Source organism: Pseudomonas azadiae (assembly GCF_019145355.1).
In the GTDB taxonomy this organism is placed as follows: Bacteria; Pseudomonadota; Gammaproteobacteria; order Pseudomonadales; family Pseudomonadaceae; genus Aquipseudomonas; species Aquipseudomonas azadiae.
Genome location: NZ_JAHSTY010000002.1, coordinates 973,519 through 995,261, shown reverse-complemented (window position 1 = coordinate 995,261; position 21,743 = coordinate 973,519). Strand labels below are relative to the sequence as shown.

The 21,743-nt window shown below is 61.1% G+C and carries 25 protein-coding genes; 15 read left to right on the top strand and 10 right to left on the bottom strand.

The window, feature by feature from the left end; genetic code table 11:
* The first annotated feature begins 97 nt into the window (after positions 1–97).
* Genes arsC through KVG91_RS20930 form a run of 3 tightly spaced genes read left to right on the top strand, consistent with a single transcriptional unit; the run spans position 98 to position 1,462 of the window.
* On the top strand, positions 98–451 hold the full coding sequence (gene arsC, locus KVG91_RS20940; RefSeq protein ID WP_169376228.1) for an arsenate reductase (glutaredoxin): 354 nt from the start codon (positions 98–100) through the stop codon (positions 449–451).
* Positions 448–1,062, top strand: coding sequence for an NAD(P)H:quinone oxidoreductase (wrbA, locus tag KVG91_RS20935; protein ID WP_169376227.1), 615 nt, complete (start codon positions 448–450; stop codon positions 1,060–1,062). Before arsC ends, wrbA begins: the two co-directional genes overlap by 4 nt.
* Positions 1,046–1,462, top strand: coding sequence for a DUF2069 domain-containing protein (locus tag KVG91_RS20930; RefSeq protein WP_169376226.1), 417 nt, complete (start codon positions 1,046–1,048; stop codon positions 1,460–1,462). The genes wrbA and KVG91_RS20930 overlap by 17 nt, the downstream gene beginning before the upstream one ends.
* Positions 1,463–1,568: 106 nt before the next feature.
* Here KVG91_RS20930 and KVG91_RS20925 read toward each other — a convergent pair whose 3' ends face one another.
* Both KVG91_RS20925 and ttcA read right to left on the bottom strand, forming a co-directional pair.
* The gene (locus KVG91_RS20925; RefSeq protein WP_169376225.1) at positions 1,569–2,240 is read right to left on the bottom strand and encodes a DNA-3-methyladenine glycosylase I; all 672 of its coding nucleotides are present in this window, start codon (positions 2,238–2,240) and stop codon (positions 1,569–1,571) included.
* 67 nt (positions 2,241–2,307) lie between these two features.
* A complete protein-coding gene (gene ttcA / locus KVG91_RS20920) occupies positions 2,308–3,132 on the bottom strand; it encodes a tRNA 2-thiocytidine(32) synthetase TtcA (RefSeq protein ID WP_169376224.1) in 825 nt (274 codons plus the stop codon).
* A 299-nt stretch (positions 3,133–3,431) separates the two neighbouring features.
* Here ttcA and KVG91_RS20915 point away from each other — a divergent pair, with 299 nt between their 5' ends.
* The 8 genes from KVG91_RS20915 (at position 3,432) to KVG91_RS20880 (ending at position 8,460) form a co-directional block, all read left to right on the top strand.
* Positions 3,432–4,034, top strand: coding sequence for a Yip1 family protein (locus KVG91_RS20915; protein ID WP_076950778.1), 603 nt, complete (start codon positions 3,432–3,434; stop codon positions 4,032–4,034).
* Between the two features lie 128 nt (positions 4,035–4,162).
* Complete coding sequence (locus KVG91_RS20910) at positions 4,163–4,657, top strand: SprT family zinc-dependent metalloprotease (protein WP_169376223.1); 495 nt, start codon at positions 4,163–4,165, stop codon at positions 4,655–4,657.
* 354 nt (positions 4,658–5,011) lie between these two features.
* Positions 5,012–5,404, top strand: coding sequence for a sulfurtransferase complex subunit TusD (gene tusD, locus KVG91_RS20905; RefSeq protein WP_169375544.1), 393 nt, complete (start codon positions 5,012–5,014; stop codon positions 5,402–5,404).
* Position 5,405: 1 nt separating this feature from the next.
* The gene (gene tusC, locus KVG91_RS20900; RefSeq protein WP_169375545.1) at positions 5,406–5,756 is read left to right on the top strand and encodes a sulfurtransferase complex subunit TusC; all 351 of its coding nucleotides are present in this window, start codon (positions 5,406–5,408) and stop codon (positions 5,754–5,756) included.
* The gene (tusB, locus tag KVG91_RS20895) at positions 5,756–6,034 is read left to right on the top strand and encodes a sulfurtransferase complex subunit TusB (protein WP_169375546.1); all 279 of its coding nucleotides are present in this window, start codon (positions 5,756–5,758) and stop codon (positions 6,032–6,034) included. Before tusC ends, tusB begins: the two co-directional genes overlap by 1 nt.
* Positions 6,031–6,366 carry a TusE/DsrC/DsvC family sulfur relay protein gene (locus KVG91_RS20890; protein ID WP_169375547.1) on the top strand — a complete coding sequence of 112 codons (336 nt, stop codon included), beginning with the start codon at positions 6,031–6,033 and terminating at the stop codon, positions 6,364–6,366. The genes tusB and KVG91_RS20890 overlap by 4 nt, the downstream gene beginning before the upstream one ends.
* Complete coding sequence (locus KVG91_RS20885) at positions 6,363–7,364, top strand: glycosyl transferase family protein (RefSeq protein WP_169375548.1); 1,002 nt, start codon at positions 6,363–6,365, stop codon at positions 7,362–7,364. Before KVG91_RS20890 ends, KVG91_RS20885 begins: the two co-directional genes overlap by 4 nt.
* 88 nt (positions 7,365–7,452) lie before the next feature.
* Positions 7,453–8,460, top strand: a complete 1,008-nt coding sequence (locus KVG91_RS20880; protein ID WP_169375549.1) for a glutathione S-transferase family protein — start codon at positions 7,453–7,455, stop codon at positions 8,458–8,460.
* Positions 8,461–8,610: 150 nt separating this feature from the next.
* On the opposite strand, the gene cysG is transcribed toward KVG91_RS20880, so the two are convergent.
* The 6 genes from cysG to KVG91_RS20850 are packed head-to-tail and all read right to left on the bottom strand — an operon-like array spanning position 8,611 to position 16,113.
* On the bottom strand, positions 8,611–10,005 hold the full coding sequence (cysG, locus tag KVG91_RS20875; protein ID WP_169375550.1) for a siroheme synthase CysG: 1,395 nt from the start codon (positions 10,003–10,005) through the stop codon (positions 8,611–8,613).
* Positions 10,006–11,286 carry a serine--tRNA ligase gene (gene serS / locus KVG91_RS20870; RefSeq protein ID WP_169375551.1) on the bottom strand — a complete coding sequence of 427 codons (1,281 nt, stop codon included), beginning with the start codon at positions 11,284–11,286 and terminating at the stop codon, positions 10,006–10,008.
* 16 nt (positions 11,287–11,302) lie between these two features.
* Positions 11,303–11,677 (bottom strand): fluoride efflux transporter CrcB, encoded by a 375-nt coding sequence (gene crcB / locus KVG91_RS20865; protein ID WP_124424039.1) that lies wholly within the window; start codon positions 11,675–11,677, stop codon positions 11,303–11,305.
* Positions 11,677–12,999 carry a replication-associated recombination protein A gene (locus tag KVG91_RS20860; RefSeq protein ID WP_169375552.1) on the bottom strand — a complete coding sequence of 441 codons (1,323 nt, stop codon included), beginning with the start codon at positions 12,997–12,999 and terminating at the stop codon, positions 11,677–11,679. The genes crcB and KVG91_RS20860 overlap by 1 nt, the downstream gene beginning before the upstream one ends.
* A 27-nt stretch (positions 13,000–13,026) precedes the next feature.
* Positions 13,027–13,650, bottom strand: a complete 624-nt coding sequence (gene lolA / locus KVG91_RS20855; protein WP_169375553.1) for an outer membrane lipoprotein chaperone LolA — start codon at positions 13,648–13,650, stop codon at positions 13,027–13,029.
* 54 nt (positions 13,651–13,704) lie between these two features.
* Entirely contained in the window at positions 13,705–16,113 is a 2,409-nt protein-coding gene (locus KVG91_RS20850; RefSeq protein WP_169375554.1) for a DNA translocase FtsK, read from the bottom strand.
* Positions 16,114–16,611: 498 nt separating this feature from the next.
* Between KVG91_RS20850 and aat the strand changes: the two genes are divergently transcribed.
* The 3 genes from aat (at position 16,612) to infA (ending at position 18,375) form a co-directional block, all read left to right on the top strand.
* Entirely contained in the window at positions 16,612–17,292 is a 681-nt protein-coding gene (gene aat / locus KVG91_RS20845; protein WP_169375555.1) for a leucyl/phenylalanyl-tRNA--protein transferase, read from the top strand.
* Between the two features lie 56 nt (positions 17,293–17,348).
* Positions 17,349–18,056, top strand: a complete 708-nt coding sequence (locus KVG91_RS20840; protein ID WP_169375556.1) for an arginyltransferase — start codon at positions 17,349–17,351, stop codon at positions 18,054–18,056.
* A gap of 100 nt (positions 18,057–18,156) precedes the next feature.
* Entirely contained in the window at positions 18,157–18,375 is a 219-nt protein-coding gene (gene infA, locus KVG91_RS20835) for a translation initiation factor IF-1 (RefSeq protein WP_002553999.1), read from the top strand.
* Positions 18,376–18,550: 175 nt separating this feature from the next.
* On the opposite strand, the gene clpA is transcribed toward infA, so the two are convergent.
* Together clpA and clpS are read right to left on the bottom strand one after the other, a co-directional pair.
* Entirely contained in the window at positions 18,551–20,821 is a 2,271-nt protein-coding gene (gene clpA, locus KVG91_RS20830) for an ATP-dependent Clp protease ATP-binding subunit ClpA (protein WP_076950792.1), read from the bottom strand.
* 30 nt (positions 20,822–20,851) lie between these two features.
* Entirely contained in the window at positions 20,852–21,220 is a 369-nt protein-coding gene (gene clpS / locus KVG91_RS20825) for an ATP-dependent Clp protease adapter ClpS (RefSeq protein WP_076950793.1), read from the bottom strand.
* Positions 21,221–21,438: 218 nt separating this feature from the next.
* On the opposite strand from clpS, the gene cspD reads away from it, so the two are divergent.
* A complete protein-coding gene (gene cspD, locus KVG91_RS20820; RefSeq protein WP_279309140.1) occupies positions 21,439–21,711 on the top strand; it encodes a cold shock domain-containing protein CspD in 273 nt (90 codons plus the stop codon).
* The last annotated feature ends 32 nt before the right edge of the window (positions 21,712–21,743 follow it).

Below are 21,743 nucleotides of genomic sequence, written 5' to 3'. Positions count from 1 at the left end.
AATGAACGTTGGCTGCGACCTATCGCCTCTTACGGTTTAAGGACGGGCCGCAGCGCAGGTAGAATACCCGCCACCTTACGCAAGATGCGACCCGCACATGACCGATCTGACGCTTTATCACAACCCGCGCTGCTCGAAATCACGCGGTGCGCTGGAACTGCTCGAAGCCCGTGGGCTCGCGCCCACTGTGGTGCGCTACCTGGACACCCCGCTGGACGCCGCGCAATTGAAGGCCCTGCTCGGCAAGCTGGGCATCAGCGCACGCCAACTGCTGCGCAGCGGTGAAGACGAGTACAAGACCCTCAACCTGGCCGACGCCAGCCTCAGCGAAGCGCAGTTGATTGCCGCCATCGCCGCACACCCGAAGCTGATGGAACGCCCGATCCTGGAAACCGCCGATAAAGCCATCATTGGCCGCCCACCGGAAAACGTAGTGGAGATCCTGCCGTGACGTCGCCGTATGTGTTGGTGCTGTATTACAGCCGCCATGGCTCGGTGAGCGAAATGGCTCGGCAGATTGCCCGGGGCATCGAGCAAGGCGGGATGGAAGCGCGGTTGCGCACCGTGCCGGCGGTCTCCACCGAGTGCGAAGCCGTGGCGCCGAGCATTCCGGACGAAGGCGCGCTGTATGCCAGCCTGGATGACCTGAAAAACTGTTCAGGCCTGGCCCTGGGCAGCCCGACGCGCTTCGGCAACATGGCCGCGCCGCTCAAATACTTCCTCGACGGCACCAGCAACCTGTGGCTGACCGGTGCGCTCGTCGGCAAGCCGGCCGGTGTGTTCACCTCCACCGCCAGCCTGCACGGCGGCCAGGAAACCACGCTGATGTCGATGCTGCTGCCGCTGTTGCATCACGGCATGTTGATCACCGGGCTGCCCTACAGCGAACAGGCCCTGCTCGACACCCAGGGCGGCGGCACGCCGTACGGGCCCACCCACCATGCCGGGCCTGACGGCAAGCGCCTGCTCGATCAACATGAAATCACCTTGTGCCGGGCCCTGGGCCTGCGCCTGGCCACCACCGCCACGCTGTTGGAGAACGGCCGTGGCCAGAAAGCCTAAGGTCCTGCCGCCCCAGGCGTGGCTGGCGCCGCGCGTAAAGCTTGCACGCGCACTGAGCCTGCTGGCGTTTTTCGCGCTGGTGGCGTTGCTGTGCGTGTATTACCTGTTCATCGCCGACCTGCACGGTGCGCGGCCCTGGGTGATCCTGCTGATCGAACTGGTGCCGCTGCTGGTACTGGCGCCGGGGATGCTCACCGGCAGCGCGCGCGGGCATTCGTGGATGTGCTTTGTGGTGAACCTGTATTTCATCAAGGGCGCGCTGGCGGCGTACGACCCCAACCGGCAAGGGTTCGGGGTGTTGGAGATGGCGGCGAGCCTGGCGCTGTTTTGTACGGCGCTGCTGTATGTGCGGTGGCGGCATCAGTTGAATCGGCGGTTGGCGGCAGATCAGGGCGCCTGATAGTCAGCCTTCGCGAGCAAGCCCGCTCCCACATTCGACCGCATTTCAAAGGATGTATGCGGACAAATGTGGGAGCGGGCTTGCTCGCGATAGCATCGCCTCGGTCTCAATGATTCACCGTATACGCCAGCATCATCGACAACTGGCACATCGGCCGCCCACTCTCGGCGTGCCACTGGTTGAACGCGTCCTGCACCGTCGCCAGGTCGCGCAGGCTGGTCGGCGCTTTGTCGACGATCTTCTGTGCGCTCAAGGCCGCGACCACGTCATAACTCGGCACAAACGTGTCCTTGCCGACCATGCGCAGGAAACGCGGCGCCGACAGCCCGCCGAGCTGATGGCCGTGCTTGCTCAGGTACTTCCACAGCCCGACGATGTCGGTCACCGGCCAGTCGGCGACAAACGCGCCAAAGCTGCCCTTCTCCTGCTCGATATCCAGAATCATCTGCGCATTGCGCGGCACGCTCTTGAGCTTGCCCAAGTGACGGATGATGCGCGTGTCCTGCATCAGCCGCTCCAGGTGCTCGGCGCCCATCAGCACGACTTTTTCCGGGTCGAAGCCGAAGAACACCTGCTCGAACGCCGGCCATTTGCCGTCCACCACACTGTGCTTCAAGCCGGCACGAAATACGCGCAGGGCCAACGTCGACAAATAACGATCATCGCTGATCTTGCGCAACTGCGCCGGGGTCTTGGGTACAGGCAGATGGGCTTCCAGCTCGGCCGACGAACCGAAGCGGTTCAGACAATATTCGTGCAGCCACTTGTAATCGCGCATGCCCTCTCCTGGCAGTTGAATTGAAAACGGCGCCCGCAAGCGCCGTGTGTCAGAGCGTTGAAACCACTCAGAGGTTCACTACATTGACGAAGCGCGACGCCGCGGTTTCATCGATTTTCAGGCTGGCGAAGTCGAACAGGTTACGGTCGGCCAACTGCGAAGGCTGCACATTCTGCAGGCTGCGGAAGATGCTTTCGGTGCGGCCGGGGGTCTTGCGCTCCCAGTCCAGGAGCATTTCCTTGACCACCTGGCGCTGCAGGTTTTCCTGGGAGCCGCAGAGGTTGCACGGGATGATCGGGAATTGCTTGAAGTCGGAGTAGGCCTGGATGTCCTTTTCGTTGCAATACGCCAGTGGACGGATTACTACGTTGCGCCCGTCATCGGCACGCAACTTGGGCGGCATGGCCTTGAGCGAGCCGTTGAAGAACATATTGAGGAAGAAAGTCTCTACGATGTCGTCGCGGTGGTGACCCAAGGCCATCTTGGTGGCGCCGATCTCGTCGGCAAAGGTGTACAGCGTGCCACGGCGCAGGCGCGAGCACAGCGAGCAGGTGGTCTTGCCTTCCGGGATCAACTCCTTGACCACCGAATAGGTGTCTTTCTCGACGATGTGGTACTCCACGCCCAGCGCTTCGAGGTAGGCCGGCAGCACCTGTTCAGGAAAGCCCGGCTGCTTCTGGTCCATGTTGACGGCGACGATCTGGAACTGGATCGGCGCGACCTTTTGCAGGTGCAGCAGTACGTCGAGCAGGGTGTAGCTGTCCTTGCCGCCGGAGAGGCAGACCATGACCTTGTCGCCGTCCTCGATCATGTTGAAATCGGCGACCGCTTCACCGGCCAGGCGACGCAGGCGTTTTTGCAGTTTGTTCTGGTTGACCGTAAGAGTGCCCATGGCGCTTGGATCCGCTGGAGGTGTGTGACGAAAAGCGCGGTATTTTACCTTCATGAACGACCGAGTTCCATTGTGGAGCTGGCTTGCCAGCTCCCACAATGGACCGTACCGAATCTGACAGACCCCTCAGCGATTAGGAACGCCGTTTACAGCGCAATTTGCTCTAAAGGCCCTACAGTCATTCCGGTCATACCTTCCTATACTGCGACGTGAGGTCGCACAGCTATCCGGACCTTGAGGCCACTTGGCCCGTGGGCGCTCCGATGGGGGCGATGGCAATAACGACAGGAGTGACTGGCATGATCCATCACGTCGTGGGGCTTTTTACCCATCCCGACCAGGAATGGCGGGAAATTCGTGGCGATAAAGAAGAAAGCATCAGCCACATGTACCTCACTCATACCCTGATCCTCGCGGCGATCCCCGCCGTATCCGCCTTTATCGGTACCACCCAGGTTGGCTGGGTCATCGGCAACCGCGCGCCGGTGATGCTGACCCAGGAAAGCGCACTGTGGATGACCCTGATGTCGTACGCGGCCATGCTCGGCGGCGTGGCGGTGATGGGTGCGTTCATTCACTGGATGGCGCGCACCTATGACGCTAACCCAAGCATGGCGCGTTGCGTCGCGTTTGCTACCTATACCGCGACGCCGCTGTTCATCGGCGGGCTGGCGGCGCTCTATCCGCATATGTGGTTGGGCATGGTGGTGGGCACGGCGGCGATCTGCTACACGGTGTACCTGCTGTATGTGGGCGTGCCGACCTTCATGAGCATCGATCCGGACGAAGGCTTCCTGTTTTCCAGCTCGATACTGGCCGTAGGGCTGGTGGTGCTGGTGGCGATCATGGCGTTCACGGTGATCGTCTGGGGCCTGGGCGTAGGCCCGATCTATACCAGTTGAGTTGATCAGACCGCAGGCAAGGCCACCGCAAGGTGGCTTTGTGCGTTATGGATGACCATTCGGCGCATGACAGATTCGGAAACACTCAGCTTTGCGGCATACTGGGCGTCTCTGGAGATATGTACAGCATGCCCGAGCAACTCAATACCCGCGTCGAAGAGTGTTACCTGCAAGCCGAATCCTTTTTCAAACGAAGCTTCAAACGCCCCCAGGTCAGCCTCAAGCTGCGGGGCCAGAAGGCCGGTGTCGCGCATTTGCACGAGAACCTGCTGCGTTTCAACCCGCAGTTGTACCGTGAAAACAGTCAGCACTTCCTGAAACAGACCGTGGCCCATGAAGTGGCGCACCTGATTGCCCACCAATTGTTTGGCGAGCGCATCCAGCCCCATGGCGAGGAATGGCAATTGATCATGCGCGGGGTCTATGAACTGCCGCCGGACCGCTGCCATACCTATGCGGTGAAGCGCCGCCAGGTGATGCGCTATATCTACCGATGCCCGTGTGCGAACAGTGATTTTCCGTTTTCATCGCAGCGCCACGGCATGGTGGCCAGGGGGCGGCGGTATTTGTGTCGGCGGTGTCGGCAGACACTGGTGTTTACAGGTGAAACCCGGGTGGAATAAGGGCCCTATCGCAGCATAGGTATCTACACAACTCTCAACGACTGAAAAGTATCCCTGTAGTGAGCGGGCTTGTCCCGCGCTGGGTGGCGAAGCCGCCCCAATAAAGGCATCGCCGAGCTTCAGGTAGAATCCGGTCGCCTGGTTTGGGGCTGCTTCGCAGCCCAGCGCGGGACAAGCCCGCTCACTACAAAGATGTGTAGATACCTCGCCTGCGATAGCGACCGCCCAGTCACCACCCAACCACCCAACCACCCCGGCCCGGAACGGTCAACCACAGTGACCGTTTTGATCACGGCGGGCTTTTTCATGGCGACGGCTTTATCATTGGCCCCAGGTTTGCTTGCAGAGTGTTCCATGAAGTTTGCGATTGCAGTGTTCAGCGCAGCCCACGCGCCCTCCTCGCGCCGCGCCCTGCTGTTCGCCCAGGCGGCGCTGGCCGGCGGGCATGAGATTGTGCGGCTGTTTTTTTATCAGGACGGGGTGCACAGCGCCTCCACCAACATCGTCGCCCCCCAGGACGAGCAAGACATCGCCCGCCAATGGCGCGAGTTTGTCAGCCAGCACCAGCTCGACGGCGTGGTGTGCATCGCCGCGGCGTTGCGCCGTGGCGTGCTTGACCATGGGGAGGCCACGCGCTATCAACGCAGCGCGGTCAACTTGGAAGCGCCGTGGGCGTTGTCGGGCCTGGGCCAGTTGCACGACGCGGCGCAGGCCGCCGACCGCCTGATCTGTTTTGGAGGGACGTGACATGGCCAAATCCCTGTTGGTGATCAGCCGCCAGGCACCGTGGTCGGGCCCGAGCGCGCGCGAAGCCTTGGACATTGTCTTGGCCGGTGGCGCCTTCGATCTGCCGATTGGCCTGCTGTTCATGGACGATGGCGTGTTCCAGTTGGCGCCGCACCAGGACGCAAAGGCCGTGCAGCAAAAAGACCTGAGCGCCAACCTGCAGGCGCTCGGGCTGTTCGGCATCGATGAAGTGTTTGCCTGCACCCACAGCCTGGCCGTGCGTGGCCTCACGCTGCCCGCCAGCGCCGAGCCTCTGGACAACCACGCGATCACCCAGTTGATTGACCGTTACGATCAGGTGATTACCCTCTGATGTCGACTCTACACGTGGTATCTCATTCGCCGTTTACCGACAGCCGCCTCGACAGCTGCCTGCGCGTCTGCGGCAACCAGGACGCCATCCTGCTCTGCGGCGATGGCGCCTACGGCCTGCACACTTGCGCCCTGCAAACCCGGGGCGTGAAGGTCTTTGTATTGGCCGAAGACCTGCAGGCGCGCAACCTGCCGCTGCCGGACTGGGCCGAGCGCGTCGATTACCCAGGTTTCGTCCAGCTGTCGATTACCTACGACAAGGTCAACAGCTGGCTATGAACACCCTGACCGTCGGCGCACGCGTGCTGGAACTGGACAAGGACGGCTACTTGGTCAACCTGGATGAATGGTCGACTGAGGTGGCCAACGCCCTGGCCGCCGCCGAAGCCCTTGAGCTGACCCCCGACCATTGGGAGGTTCTCGAGCTGCTGCGCCAGTTCTACGCCGAATTCCAGCTGTCCCCGGCCACGCGCCCACTGATCAAGTACACCGCGCTCAAGCTGGGCCCGGAAAAGGGCAACAGCCTGCACCTCAACAAATTGTTCAACGGCACTCCCGCCAAACTCGCCGCCAAGCTGGCGGGCCTGCCCAGGCCGACGAATTGCTTATGACCGACTTTGCCCCGCTGACCCTGCAAACCCCCGACGAGCACCCGTTCGCGCCGTTCGTGCGCATCCTGGGCAAAGGCAAGCGCGGCGCGCGCAACCTCACCCGCGAGGAAGCCCGCGAAGCCATGAGCATGCTGCTCGACGAAAAAGTCGAAGACACCCAGCTTGGCGCTTTCCTGATGCTGCTGCGCCACAAGGAAGAAAGCCCGGAAGAACTTGCCGGCTTCACCGAAGCGGTACGCCAGCGCCTCAACCCTCCGACGCTGAACGTGGACGTCGACTGGCCCACCTACGCCGGCAAGAAGCGCCACCTGCCGTGGTACCTGTTGGCAGCCAAGTGCCTGGCGCAACATGGCGTGCGCATCCTGATGCATGGCGGCGGCGCCCATACGGCGGGTCGGCTGTACACCGAGCAGTTGCTGCAAGGTTTGCAGATCCCGCTGTGCCGCAACTGGCAGCAGGTCGAGGCTGCTTACGGAGAAGGCAACCTGGCGTTCATCCCGCTGGGCGATTGGGCACCGCAGTTGCAGCGCATGATCGACCTGCGCAACACCCTGGGCCTGCGCTCGCCGATCCACTCCCTGGCGCGACTGCTCAACCCGCTGAATGCGCGCCTTGGCCTGCAAAGTATTTTCCATCCCGGTTACCAGGGCGTGCACCGCGATGCCAGCGGTTTGCTTGGCGACAACGTGATCGTGGTGAAGGGCGATGGCGGCGAGATCGAGATCAACCCCGATTCGGCCAGCCATCTGTACGGCACCACCGGCGGCGTAAGCTGGGACGAAGAATGGCCCGCCCTCTCCACTCAGCGCCATGTCAAACCTGCCACGCTGGAACCCGAGCATCTGAAAGCGCTGTGGCGCGGCGAAGTCGAAGACAGTTACCCGCAACTGGCCCTGATTGCCACCATGGCCCTGGCCTTGCGCGGCCTGGGCCATTCACGGGAACAGGCGTTTGTGTTGGCCGAGCAGTACTGGAGCGCGCGGGACAAATCGATTTAATCGATCATTCACCCGCAGTCTTTGCGCTTTTAAATCGAACCGAGCCCTTTAGACTGGCCTCCAACGCTTATTAGCCAAGGAGCCAGTCATGGGTTTGCTGATCGAAGGACACTGGAAAGACCAGTGGTACGAAAGTAGCGCAGACGGCGCCTTCCAACGGGAACAGGCACAACGCCGCCACTGGGTGACCGCCGACGGCCAGCCTGGCCCCAGCGGTGAAGGCGGCTTCAAGGCCGAGGCCGGTCGCTATCATCTCTACGTTTCCCTCGCCTGCCCCTGGGCGCACCGCACCTTGATCCTGCGCAAGCTCAAAGGTCTGGAAAGCTTGATCGACGTGTCCGTGGTCAGCTGGTTGATGCTTGAAAACGGCTGGACCTTCGACAAGGCCCACGGCTCGACCGGCGACACGCTCGACGATTTTACCTTCATGTACCAGCGCTACACCGCCGATACCGCTGACTACACCGGGCGTGTCACTGTGCCCGTGCTGTGGGACAAACAGCTCAAGCGCATCGTGAGCAATGAATCGGCGGAGATCATTCGCATGTTCAACAGCGCGTTCAACGGGCTGACCGGCAATACTTTGGATTTCTACCCTGAGCCACTGCGCGCGAGCATCGACACGCTGAACGAGCGCATCTACCCCGCCGTGAACAACGGCGTGTACCGCGCAGGCTTCGCCACGTCGCAGCAAGCCTACGACCGTGCGTTTGACGACGTGTTTGCCGAACTCGATCATCTTGAACAACATTTGGGCGCGCATCGTTATTTGGCCGGCGACTACCTGACCGAAGCCGATGTGCGGCTGTTTACCACGCTGATTCGCTTTGATGCGGTGTATTACAGCCACTTCAAATGCAATCTGCGCAGGATTGCGGATTACCCGAACCTGTCGAATTGGCTAAGGGAGATGTACCAATGGCCGGGGGTGGCCGAGACGGTGGATTTTGAACACATCAAGGGGCATTACTATGCCAGCCACCGAACCATTAACCCGACAGGGATTGTGCCGAAGGGGCCATTGCAGGGGTTTGATGTTGAGCATGATCGGGAGCGGTTGACGGGCAAAGGTGTTTACGACGCCGGAGCATTGTAGTGAGCGGGCTTGCCCCGCGCTGTGGGGCGAAGCCGCCCCAAACCAGGCGACCTGGTTTTATCTGGAACACTGTGGTGTCTTTAATTGGGGCGGCTTCGCCCCCCAGCGCGGGCGGTGCGACGATTCGACAAGCCCGCTCATACAGGATTGTTAAACCCCGGCTTGGGCCCCTTCGAACCACTTGAGCTTCTCACGCAACACCACCACCTCGCCCACGATCACCAGCGTCGGCGCATGCACTTCATGCTCCGCCACCATGCGTGGCAAGTCGGCCAGGGTGCCGGTAAACACACGCTGGTTCGACGTGGTGCCCTGCTGGATCAACGCCGCCGGGGTATCCGCCGCACGCCCATGCTTGATCAACTGTTCGCAGATGATCGGCAAACCAATCAAGCCCATGTAGAACACCAGGGTCTGCGATGGGCCCACCAGGTCAGTCCAGGGCAGGTCCGACGTCCCGTTCTTCAAATGCCCGGTGATAAAGCGCACCGACTGGGCGTAGTCGCGGTGAGTCAGCGGAATCCCGGCGTACGCCGCGCAACCGCTGGCGGCGGTGATGCCCGGTACCACCTGGAACGGGATGCCATGGGCCGCCAGTTCCTCGATTTCTTCGCCACCGCGCCCGAAGATGAACGGGTCGCCGCCCTTGAGGCGCAGCACCCGTTTGCCTTGCTTGGCCAGGTCCACCAATTGCTGGTTGATCTGGTCCTGCGGCACGGCATGTTCGGCGCGGCGCTTGCCGACATACACCCGCTCGGCGTCGCGACGGCACAGCTCAAGAATCGCAGGCGCCACCAGACGGTCGTACAGCACCACATCGGCTTGCTGCATCAGGCGCAGGGCTCGGAAGGTCAGCAGGTCGGGGTCACCGGGGCCCGCGCCCACCAGGTAGACTTCACCCGGCGCGTGGGGCGGTGCGCCGTTGACCTTTTCGATCAACAGACGCTCCGCTTCATCGCCCTGCCCGGCCAACTGGCGGTCGGCAATCGGGCCTTGGAACACCTCTTCCCAAAAGGCGCGACGCTGCTGCACATCCGGGTACAAGCCTTTGACCTGGGCACGAAAACGCGCCGCCAAGCCGGCCAACTGGCCGTACGTGGACGGAATCCAGGTTTCCAGCTTGGCGCGGATCAAGCGTGCCAGCACCGGCGCATCGCCGCCGCTGGACACTGCGATAACCAAGGGCGAGCGGTCGACGATCGCCGGGAAAATCACGCTGCACAGGGCCGGCGCATCCACCACATTGACCGGCACGCAACGACGCTTGGCGTCGCTGGACACTTGCGCGTTCAGCGGCTCGTCATCGGTTGCGGCGATGATCAGGGTGCAACCGTCGAGGTCGGCCTCCTGATAACCGCGCAGAATCAGTTCCCCGCCACTGCCCCGCACCAATTCACGCAGTTGGTCTTCGATCTGGGGAGCAACCACCCGCAGCACCGCACCGGCGTCGGCCAGCAGCCGGGATTTGCGCAAGGCAATCTCCCCGCCACCAACGACCAGCACGCGACTGCCGCGCAGGTTATGAAACAGCGGCAGGAATTCCATTTAGCGGATGACCTCAACGCCCGCCATGTATGGCTTGAGCACTTCAGGCACGCGGATCGAACCGTCGGCCTGCTGGTAGTTTTCCAGCACGGCCACCAGGGTGCGGCCGACGGCCAGGCCGGAACCGTTGAGGGTATGGACCAGCTCCGGCTTGCCGGTTTCCGGGTTACGGAAACGCGCCTGCATGCGCCGGGCCTGGAAATCACCGCAGTTGGAGCACGACGAAATCTCGCGGTATTTGTCCTGGCTCGGCACCCACACTTCGAGGTCGTAGGTCTTCACGGCGCTGAACCCCATGTCGCCGGTGCACAGCGCCAGCACGCGGTAGGGCAGCTCCAGCAGTTGCAGGACGCGCTCGGCGTTCGCGGTCATGCCTTCCAGCGCTTGCATGGAGGTCGAAGGCTCGACGACCTGGACCATCTCGACCTTGTCGAACTGGTGCTGGCGGATCATGCCGCGGGTATCGCGCCCCGATGCACCGGCTTCACTGCGGAAACACGGGCTGTGCGCCACGAACTTCAGCGGCAGTTGTTTGGCGTCGAGGATTTCGCCGGCCACGATGTTGGTCAGCGATACTTCAGCGGTCGGGATCAGGTACAGGTCGGCTTCGCCGTCGCGGCTGATCTTGAACAGGTCTTCCTCGAATTTCGGCAGCTGGCTGGTGCCCATCAGCGCCGGCGCCTGCACCAGGTAAGGCGTGTAGGCTTCTTCGTAACCGTGTTCGCCGGTGTGCAGGTTGATCATGAACTGCGCCAGTGCGCGGTGCATGCGCGCAATCGGGCCGCGCAGCAAAGCAAAGCGCGCGCCGGACATTTTGGCCGCGGTTTCAAAATCCAGGCCGCCGCTCAGTTCGCCCAGGGCGACGTGGTCCTTGACCTCGAAATCGAAGGCTTTGGGGGTGCCCCAGCGGCGCACTTCGACGTTGCCGTCTTCGTCTGCGCCAATCGGCACGGATTCATGAGGCAGGTTGGGAATGCCCAGCAGGATCGAATCCAGTTCGGTTTGAATGCCTTCCAGCTCGATTTTGCCGTCGGACAGCTCGGTGCCCATGCGCTCGACATCCGCCATCAACGGCGCGATGTCTTCGCCGCGCTGCTTGGCCTGACCGATGGATTTGGAACGCGCATTACGCTCAGCCTGCAGTGCTTCGGTGCGGGTCTGGACGGTCTTGCGCTGTTCTTCCAGCGCTTCGATGCGCGCGACATCCAAGGCGAAGCCACGGGATGCCAGGCGGTCCGCTACGTCCTGAAGGTTGCTACGTAACAGTTTGGAATCGAGCATGTCGGTCTCTCGTTTATCAAAGTTTGGTCAAGGACAGGCCGGCCCAGGTGGCGAGCAGCCCGCCGAACACGCTGATGCCCAGGTACCCGAAGGCGACCAGGGCCTGCCCGCTTTCCAGCAGGCGCAGCGTATCCAGTGAAAAGGATGAAAAGGTCGTCAGACCGCCTACAAAGCCGACAATCAAGCCGGCGCGAATTTCAATCGGCACTTCCGGGCGCAACAGGAACCAGCCGTACAGCAACCCGATGATCAGGCAACCCACCAGGTTGACCGCCAAGGTCGCTGCATAATAATGCTTCGGCCAGTTGGCGCTGACCCAGGTGCCGGTGGCGAAACGCAATAATGTACCAGCGATGCCGGCTGCGGACACGGCAAGAATCGTCTTGAGCACTACTTTCTCCGCTGTTTTGGGCTGAGGCGGTCGAGTTGGGCGAGGTGGTTGAGCTTTTCGCCGATCTTCAATTCCAGGCCACGGGGCACCGGCTGATAAAGCGGCAGCGGCTCAAGCTCATCGGGGAAGTAATCTTCGCCGGCGGCATAAGCGTCCGGCTCGTCATGGGCGTAACGGTATTCATCGCCGTAGCCCAGCTGCTTCATCAGCTTGGTCGGGGCGTTGCGCAAGTGCAGCGGTACTTCGAGGGAGCCGTATTCGGCGGCGGCGCGCAGTGCGGATTTGAAGCCCATGTACACCGCGTTGCTCTTGGGCGCGCAGGCCAGGTAAGTGATGGCCTGGGCCACCGCCAACTCGCCTTCCGGGCTACCCAGGCGCTCCTGCACATCCCAGGCCGCCAGGCACAGGCTCAGTGCGCGCGGGTCGGCGTTGCCGATGTCTTCGCTGGCCATGCGCACCACGCGGCGCGCCAGGTACAGCGGGTCGCAGCCGCCGTCGATCATCCGCGCAAACCAGTACAGCGCGCCGTCCGGGTTGGAGCCGCGTACGGACTTGTGCAGCGCCGAAATCTGGTCGTAGAACGCTTCGCCGCCCTTGTCGAAGCGCCGACGCGTGTCGCCGAGCAGGCTTTGCAAGAGGTCGACGCCTATCTCGCTATTGTCTTCAGCCAGGTCGGAGGCGTTTTCGAGCAGGTTGAGAAAGCGCCGACCATCGCCATCGGCGGCGCTGAACAGGATCTTGAAGCCTTCTTCGCTCAGGCTCAGTTGGCGCTTGCCCAGGCCTTTGTCTTCACTCAACGCGCGATGCAGCAACTTTTGCATCGCCGCTTCGTCCAGGCTTTTGAGCACATAGACGCGAGCCCGCGAGAGCAGTGCGTTATTCAATTCGAAAGAAGGGTTTTCAGTGGTGGCGCCGATAAAGATCAAGGTGCCGTCTTCGACGTACGGCAGGAACGCATCCTGCTGTGACTTGTTGAAGCGATGCACTTCATCGACGAACAGGATGGTGCGCTTGCCGTATTGGCCGGCCTGCTGCTTGGCCACTTCCACCGCCTGGCGGATCTCCTTGACCCCGGCCAGTACCGCCGAGACCGTTTCGAAGTGTGCGTCCGAGACCTTCGCCAGCAGGCGCGCCAGGGTGGTTTTACCCACCCCCGGCGGCCCCCAGAAAATCATCGAATGCAGCGCGCCCTGCTCCAGCGCTTCGCGCAGGGGTTTGCCGCGAGCGAGCAGGTGTTCCTGACCGACGTACTCATCCAGGTTGGTCGAACGCAAGCGCGCGGCCAGGGGCTGGGCAATCGGGTCACTTCGAAACAGGTCCATGGGCAGCGTTTGAAACCTCTGGCGGATTTATTCCTGGATCACGTCGGCACCCTTGGGGATGTCGAACTTGAACTTGGAGGCGGGCACCGGCTGGTTGGCCTTGACCCCAGTGAACAGGATATCGGTGCGTTGGCCGACGCTGTCGACCAGGCGCATGTTATTGATCACGCCGTTGCCGAACGACAGCGACAGCGTGTCGAACAGCGTGTCCTTGGATTTGGGCTTGAGCGTGAACTCGATCACGTTGCTGGTTTGCTTGGAGGTGATGTCGAAGCTGTCATTGATCTTCGACACATCTCCCGAGAGCAGCAGCGCCGGCGTCTGATTCAGGCGCGGGTCGAGTTTCTTGATGGTCGCCTGCTCCAGGTCAGGGTCCCACAAGGTAACTTTCTGGCCATCGGAAACGATGGTCTGCTCAGCCTTGCCTTCGGTGTGCCAGTAGAACAGGCCAGGACGCTGCACAGCCATTTCGCCGGCCGTTTCCTGCAACTGGGTGCCGCCGGCGTCCAGGGTCAACTGGGAAAAGCGCGCGGTCAGGGTCTGGGATTTGTCCAGCAGGTTTTTCAGGCTGGCCACGGAAGCCGGGTCAGCGTGAGCCGAAACCGCGGTCAGGGCCAGTGCCGGCAACAACAGCATGCGGATAAGACGCATGGGAGTCCTCATTGAGTAGTCAGGACGCGCCGCGTGTCGCCACGCGGCGCGGGATCAGTCGCGCATCTGCCCGGGGGCAATGACTTCACGCGAGCCGTTGGTGTTCATGGCGGTCACGACGCCGGCGTTTTCCATGGATTCGATCATGCGGGCGGCGCGGTTGTAGCCGATCTTGAGCTTGCGTTGCACCGCGGAAATCGACGCGCGGCGGCTTTCGAGTACAAAGGCCACGGCTTCGTCGTACAGCGCGTCGGTTTCGGCATCGTCGTCGCCACCGCCGCTGCCGCCGTCGAAGCCGCTGCCGGCCTCTTCAACACCGGCGAGGATGTCGTCGTTGTATTCCGGAGCGCCGCGCAACTTCCAGGCTTCCACGACGCGGTGTACTTCGTCATCGGAAACAAAGGCACCGTGGACACGAATCGGCAGGCTGGTGCCCGGCGGCATGTAGAGCATGTCACCGTGGCCGAGCAGTTGTTCGGCGCCGCCCTGGTCGATAATGGTCCGCGAGTCGATCTTGCTCGACACCTGGAACGCCATGCGCGTCGGGATGTTGGCCTTGATCAGGCCGGTGATCACGTCCACCGACGGACGCTGGGTCGCGAGAATCAAGTGGATACCGGCGGCACGGGCCTTCTGGGCGATCCGCGCAATCAGTTCTTCAACCTTCTTGCCGACGATCATCATCATGTCGGCGAATTCGTCGACCACCACCACGATGGTCGGCAGCTTGGTCAGCAAGGGCGCTTCGTCGTGGATGCTTTCGCGCTTGTACAGCGGATCCGTCAGCGGCGTACCGGCGTCCTGGGCTTCCTTGACCTTGGCGTTGAAGCCCGACAGGTTACGCACGCCCATCTTGGCCATCAGCTTGTAGCGGCGTTCCATCTCGGCAACGCTCCAGCGCAGGGCGTTGGCGGCGTCCTTCATGTCGGTGACCACCGGGCACAGCAGGTGCGGAATACCTTCGTAGATCGACAGTTCGAGCATCTTCGGGTCGATCATGATCAGCTTGGCGTCTTCCGGGCCGGACTTGAACAGGATCGACAGGATCATCGCGTTCACGCCCACCGACTTACCGGAACCGGTGGTACCGGCAACGAGCAAGTGCGGCATTTTTGCCAGGTCGGTGATCACCGGCTTGCCCCCAATGTCGTGGCCCAGGGCCAGGGTGACCGGCGATTTGAAGTTGTCGTATTCCGGGGTCGACAGCACTTCGGAGAAGCGCACGATCTGGCGGTCTTCGTTGGGAATCTCGATACCCACGGTGGTCTTGCCGGGGATCACCTCCACCACGCGCACGCTGGTCACGGCCAGGGAACGGGCCAAGTCCTTGGCCAAGTTGGAAATACGGCTGACCTTGACGCCCGCGGCCGGCTGGATTTCGTAGCGGGTAATGACCGGGCCGGGATGGATCGAATCCACCGATACTTCGACGCCGAATTCCTTGAGCTTGATTTCCAACAGGTGGCCGACGGCCGCCAGGGATTCCGGGGAATAGTTGAGTTGTTTCTTTTCGGCCGGGTCGAGGATCGAGATCGGCGGCAAGGTGCCTTCGACCGCGCTGTCGATGAACAGCGGCGCCTGTTTCTCTTTCTGCACGCGATGACTCGGCTCGGGGGCCTTGGGCGGCGCCGGGGCGATCACCGGCGGCACCTGCTTCTCGCGGTCCGACATGTGCTTGCTCAGGGCCTGCTCGCGCTCGATCAGCCGCTCCTTGACCTTGGCCTGCTCGCGTCGGTCCGGCGTGCTCGGAGCCACCACTTCGTTGACGCGGGTGTCCACCTCGCGCAACTGCGCCACCATGCGCTTGCGCTCGACACGGGCGGCCCACCAGCGGTTGGCGGCGCCCTGGAACAACTCCAGCAGATCGAGGGTGATCTTGCCGGTCACATCCATCACCTTGAACCAGGACAGGTCGGTGAACACGGTGAGGCCGAACAGGAACAGCGCGATGAACATCAAGGTGCTGCCCTGGATATTCAGGGTCCTGCGCGCCAGGTCGCCGAGGCTTTCACCCAGCGCACCGCCCGCGCCCGCCGGCAGGCCGGTGGGCGCATGGAAATGGATATGCGCCAGGGCCGCGCCGGACAATACCAGGAACACCAGGCCGATCAGGCGCCAGGAGAACAGCCAGCCGCTCCACTGCCACGGCTCGTGCCGCTGACGGAAGATCTGCCAGGTCTTGATGGCCAGCAACAACGGGAAAATGTAGGCGAAATAACCCAGTACCATGAACAGGATATCGGCGCTGTAGGAGCCCACCGGCCCGCCGAAGTTCTGCACATCATCGATCTTGCTGTTGTGGCTCCAGCCAGGATCGTCCTTGCCATAGGTGAGCAAGGCCATCATCAGGAACAGGCACAGGGCGCCAATAGCGATCAGCGCGCCTTCCTTGAGGCGATAATGCAGGTGCTGGCGCCAGGCTGGCACCACGGCTGCTTTAGGTACTGCGGCGGATTTCTTCAAAACGGGTCTTTTCCTGCGCCTTTAGCGCGTCCATCTGTTGAATGACTGCAAACACTGCCCAATCCGAGCAGTTGAAAAATGAAGGAGCGTCGTTGCATCTACTTTTTAACATTGGGCGACGGCTGGATGAAATGACGAAAGCGCCACAATGCCCGCATTGTACGGGTTTGTGCCGGCGATGCCACGCCCCTTGCCCTTCACCCGGCAGCCCGACGAATCGGCTCACACGACAGGCTCAATTTGAGCATGCATTGTCTTTGCTGACAAAGGCTTATGAGCTGTTTTTATCAATCCGGTCCAGCTTGGCAGATGGCCTGCATGGAACCGACCCGATTACGACCACGTCCCCGGCACGGAGTTGCAGACACACCCGCTCACGCTAATACACGCCAATGACCGATTCGGGCTGGCCCGATGGCGCCATGTCGACAATAATCAGCACTGCGCAGGCAGGTGACATACCTGCCACTCCCCTCCCCTTCCGTAAGCCTGGATGCCATGCTGACCTGGTTACAACGCGACTCCCTGACCTTTCCCCCGCTGGCCAAGGCCCTGCGCGAGCCCAATGGCCTGCTTGCCGCCGGTGGCGACTTGTCGGCCGAGCGCCTGGTGCAAGCCTACCGCCATGGCTGCTTCCCCTGGTTCTCCGAGGGCCAGCCGATCCTCTGGTGGTCGCCCGATCCGCGCACCGTCATATTCCCCGACGAGCTGCATGTCTCCCGCAGCCTGGGCAAATTGTTGCGTCAGCAGCGCTACCAGGTGACCTTCGACCAAGACTTCGCCGCCGTCATCCAGGCCTGCGCCGCACCGCGCGCCTATGCCGACGGCACCTGGATCACCGAGGGCATCCAGAGCGCCTACCTGGCGCTGCACCAGCGCGGCTACGCCCATTCAGTGGAAGTCTGGGATGATGGCGAACTGGTCGGCGGCCTGTATGGCCTGGCAATAGGCCAATTGTTTTTCGGCGAATCCATGTTCAGCCGCGCCGACAACGCCTCGAAATTCGGCTTTGCCACGCTGACCCGTCAACTGCAGGCCTGGGGCTTTGTACTGATCGACTGCCAGATGCCCAATGACCACCTGCACAGCCTGGGTGCCCGCGCCATCTCCCGCAGCGACTTCGCCGGCCTGCTACGCGATCACCTGGACCAACCCAACACTGGACCGTGGGTTTCCTAGGCGACTTTCGCGCTCCTGGCTTACACTTATTTCAAAGCTTATCCCGAGGGTTGATCATGACCGAGTTGGCGCGCTTGAAGTTTTATGCCACTCAACCCCACTCTTGCAGCTATCTGCCCGACGAGCAGGCCACCACACTGTTCCTCGACCCCAGCCAGCCTATGGACGTGCATGTGTACGCCGATCTATCGGAGATGGGCTTTCGGCGCAGCGGCGATCATCTGTACCGGCCTCACTGCCAGAACTGTAATGCCTGCGTGCCGGCACGTATCCCCGTGGCGCAGTTTCTGCCGGACCGCAACCAGAAACGCATTCTCAAGCGCAACGCCGACCTGACGGTGACATCGACCAAGCCGCGCTTCACCGAAGAGTGCTTCGACCTGTATCAGCGCTACATCGAGCAACGCCACGCCGACGGCGATATGTTCCCGCCCAGCCGCGACCAGTTTTCCACGTTCCTGGTGCGTGACTTGCCGTTCTCGCGCTTCTACGAGTTTCGCGCAGCAGGCCGACTGGTGGCCGTCGCCGTGACCGATCTGCTGCCTAACGGGTTGTCTGCGGTCTACACCTTCTACGAGCCCGCCGAAGAACGCCGCAGCCTGGGACGCTTCGCCATCCTCTGGCAAATCGGCGAGGCGTTGCGCCTGGAACTGGAGGCGGTGTACCTGGGTTACTGGATCAAAAACTGCAAAAAAATGAATTACAAGACCCAATATCGGCCTATAGAACTGCTGATTAACCAAAGATGGGTCACGCTTAACTAGAACCCCTTGGCGTGAACACCCTTTTTCGGGCACAATGCACGCCGCTTTTGCCTGGCGCAGTTGCACCGGGCCATTCACTGGATACCGAGGGCTTTACTGCATGTCGAAAGAAGACAGCTTCGAAATGGAAGGCACTGTCGTCGACACCCTGCCCAACACCATGTTTCGTGTGGAGTTGGAAAATGGGCACGTCGTAACCGCGCATATCTCCGGCAAGATGCGCAAGAACTACATTCGTATTCTTACCGGTGACAAAGTGCGCGTCGAGCTGACGCCCTATGACTTGAGCAAAGGGCGCATCACTTACCGCGCTCGCTAAGCAGGTCAATACAAGACGCCCGGTTATGCCGGGCGTTTTTGTGTGCGTGCGATTTAGCCGAAACTGGTTAAGCCAGCTCCCACATTTGGTCTTTATTGACCTGAAGACTGCATTGCACAATCAGAGACAGCAAAAAGGCGCCTTTCGGCGCCTTTTGCTTTGTTGCGGTCAGCTATCAGGCCATTTCAGCCGTGGTTTCAAAGTCGAAGGTCAGCTCGCCGTCCTTCAGGTCGATGTGCACCACGCCACCATGGTCGGACAGCTCGCCGAACAGGATCTCTTCGGCCAGTGGCCGCTTGATCTTGTCCTGGATCAGACGCGCCATCGGGCGTGCGCCCATTGCCGCATCGTAGCCGCCCTCGGCAATCCAGCTGCGCGCCGCTTCCGACACTTCCAGCTGCACGCGCTTGTCTTCCAGCTGCGCCTGAAGCTCGGTGAGGAACTTGTCCACCACGCTTTTGATGACCTCATGGCTGAGGCGACCAAACTGGATAATGGTGTCCAGACGGTTGCGGAACTCCGGCGTAAAGCTCTTCTTGATCACTTCCATCGCATCCGAAGAGTGATCCTGATGGCTGAACCCGATCGAAGCCCGCGCGGCCGTTTCGGCACCGGCGTTGGTGGTCATGATCACGATCACGTTTCGAAAGTCCGCCTTGCGCCCGTTGTTGTCGGTCAGGGTGCCGTGGTCCATCACCTGCAGCAGCAGGTTGAAGACTTCGGGGTGGGCCTTCTCAATTTCATCGAGCAGCAACACGCAATGCGGCTGCTTGGTGATCGCTTCGGTCAACAGGCCGCCCTGGTCGAAACCGACATAGCCCGGAGGCGCACCGATCAGGCGCGACACGGTGTGGCGCTCCATGTATTCGGACATGTCGAAACGTACCAGCTCAATGCCCATGGCCTTGGCCAACTGCCGCGCCGCTTCGGTCTTGCCGACGCCGGTCGGGCCGGCGAACAGGAACGAACCTACCGGCTTGTCCGGCGACTTGAGGCCCGCGCGCGACAGTTTGATCGCGGTGGACAGCGCATCGATGGCCGCATCCTGACCGAACACCGTCAGCTTGAGGTCGCGCTCCAGGTTACGCAGCAGCTCTTTGTCGGAACTGTTGACGTGTTTAGGCGGAATACGCGCAATTTTCGCCACGATGTCCTCGACCTGTTGCACGTCGATGCGCTTCACACGCTTCTCGACCGGTTGCAGGCGCTGATAGGCGCCCGCCTCGTCGATCACGTCGATCGCCTTGTCCGGCATGTGCCGGTCATTGATATAGCGCGACGCCAGCTCAGCCGCCGCACGCAAGGCCTCATCAGTGTACTCGATGCCATGGTGCGCCTCGAAACGCCCCTTGAGCCCGCGCAGGATGCCGATGGTGTCTTCGACCGAAGGCTCGGACACGTCGACTTTCTGGAAACGACGCGCCAAGGCACGGTCTTTCTCGAAGATGCCGCGGAATTCCTGGAACGTGGTCGAGCCAATGCAACGGATATCACCCGACGACAACAATGGCTTGAGCAGGTTGGACGCGTCCATCACCCCGCCGGATGCGGCACCGGCACCGATGATGGTGTGGATTTCGTCGATGAACAGGATCGCCTGCGGGCGTTTTTTCAGCTCGCCGAGCAGCGCCTTGAAGCGCTTCTCGAAATCGCCACGGTACTTGGTCCCGGCAAGCAAGGCGCCCAGGTCAAGCGAGTAGACGACGCTGTTGGCCAACAGGTCCGGCACCTGGTTATCCACGATGCGCTTGGCCAGGCCTTCGGCAATCGCGGTCTTACCCACGCCCGCCTCACCGACCAGCAGCGGGTTGTTCTTGCGACGACGCGCGAGGATCTGCGCTACGCGCTCAACTTCCAGCTCGCGGCCCACGAGCGGATCGATCCGCCCCTGGCGCGCCAGTTCATTGAGGTTGCTGGCATAGGCATCCAGTGGGTTGCTTGAAGAAGAAGACTCACCGCCCTCGTCGTCCTGCATTTCCTGTTCACCCTCGGAATGATCGCCGTGCCCAGGCACCTTGGAGATACCGTGGGCGATGTAGTTCACGACATCAATACGGGCAACGCTCTGCTGTTTAAGCAGGAACACTGCCTGGCTTTCCTGCTCGCTGAAGATCGCCACCAGCACATTGGCGCCTGTGACTTCACGCTTGCCGGAGCTCTGCACGTGGAACACTGCACGTTGAAGCACGCGCTGAAAGCCCAGCGTCGGCTGGGTTTCACGGTCTTCATCGTGAACGGGAATAAGTGGCGTGGTGGAGTCGATAAATTCCTGCAGGTCATGCTTGAGCTTATCGAGATTGGCGCCGCACGCGCGTAGAACGGTGGCGGCAGCTTCGTTATCCAAAAGTGCCAGCAGCAGGTGCTCGACGGTCATGAACTCATGACGCTTCGAACGAGCCTCCTTGAAGGCAAGATTGAGGGTGACTTCGAGCTCGCGGTTTAACATAGCTTCACCTCATACCCAAGTGGATCGGCGTTAACCGTCCTTCTCGATTTCACAGAGTAGCGGATGCTGGCTTTCCCTGGCGTACTGGTTGACCTGCATGGCCTTTGTCTCGGCGATGTCGCGGGTAAACACTCCACATACTGCCCGTCCTTCTGTGTGAACGGCCAGCATTACCTTGGTCGCCAACTCGCGGTTCAGGTTAAAAAACACCTCGAGCACTTCGACCACGAAATCCATCGGTGTGTAGTCATCATTGAACAAAACCACCTTGTACATCGGCGGCGCCTGTAGAGCAGGCTTGGCCTCCTGGACAGCAATGCCTGCAGAACCGTGGTCATCGTGTTCCTGATCCGGTCGATCCTGATTGAATGTTAGTCGAATCTGGCTGTTTGCATGCATGGAAAGAAAGGTTCGTCAGTGGTTCAATTACAGTGGTGGGGGCGACCTGTCAGAATTTCAACTCTGACCGGCCGGTCGCCTTGACTATCGGCGAAACGGTGTTACAACCAATAGAACCCACAGTGGGTAAAAAAGGTCCGCGCAGTCAACCTTATTTATTCGGGTTAGGACGGATAAACTGGATGATACTCCAGTGATGGAGTCTGGTGCAGAGGGATATGGGTATGGCAAGCGGTAAGGTCAAGTGGTTCAATAATGCCAAGGGTTACGGCTTCATCGTTGAATATGACAAAGATGAGGATTTGTTTGCGCATTTTTCTGCGATAAAAATGGACGGATACAAGACGCTCAAAGCGGGCCAACCCGTGGAATTCGAGATCATTCAAGGACCGAAAGGGCTACACGCCGTGAATATCCGCGCGGCCTCGGCTGATATGTCTGAAAAATCAACACCATCCACCGCTCTCAAAGAAAACAAACAAACGGCCTGAAAAGCCGCCGAGCGCGTGGATTGCAATAAAAA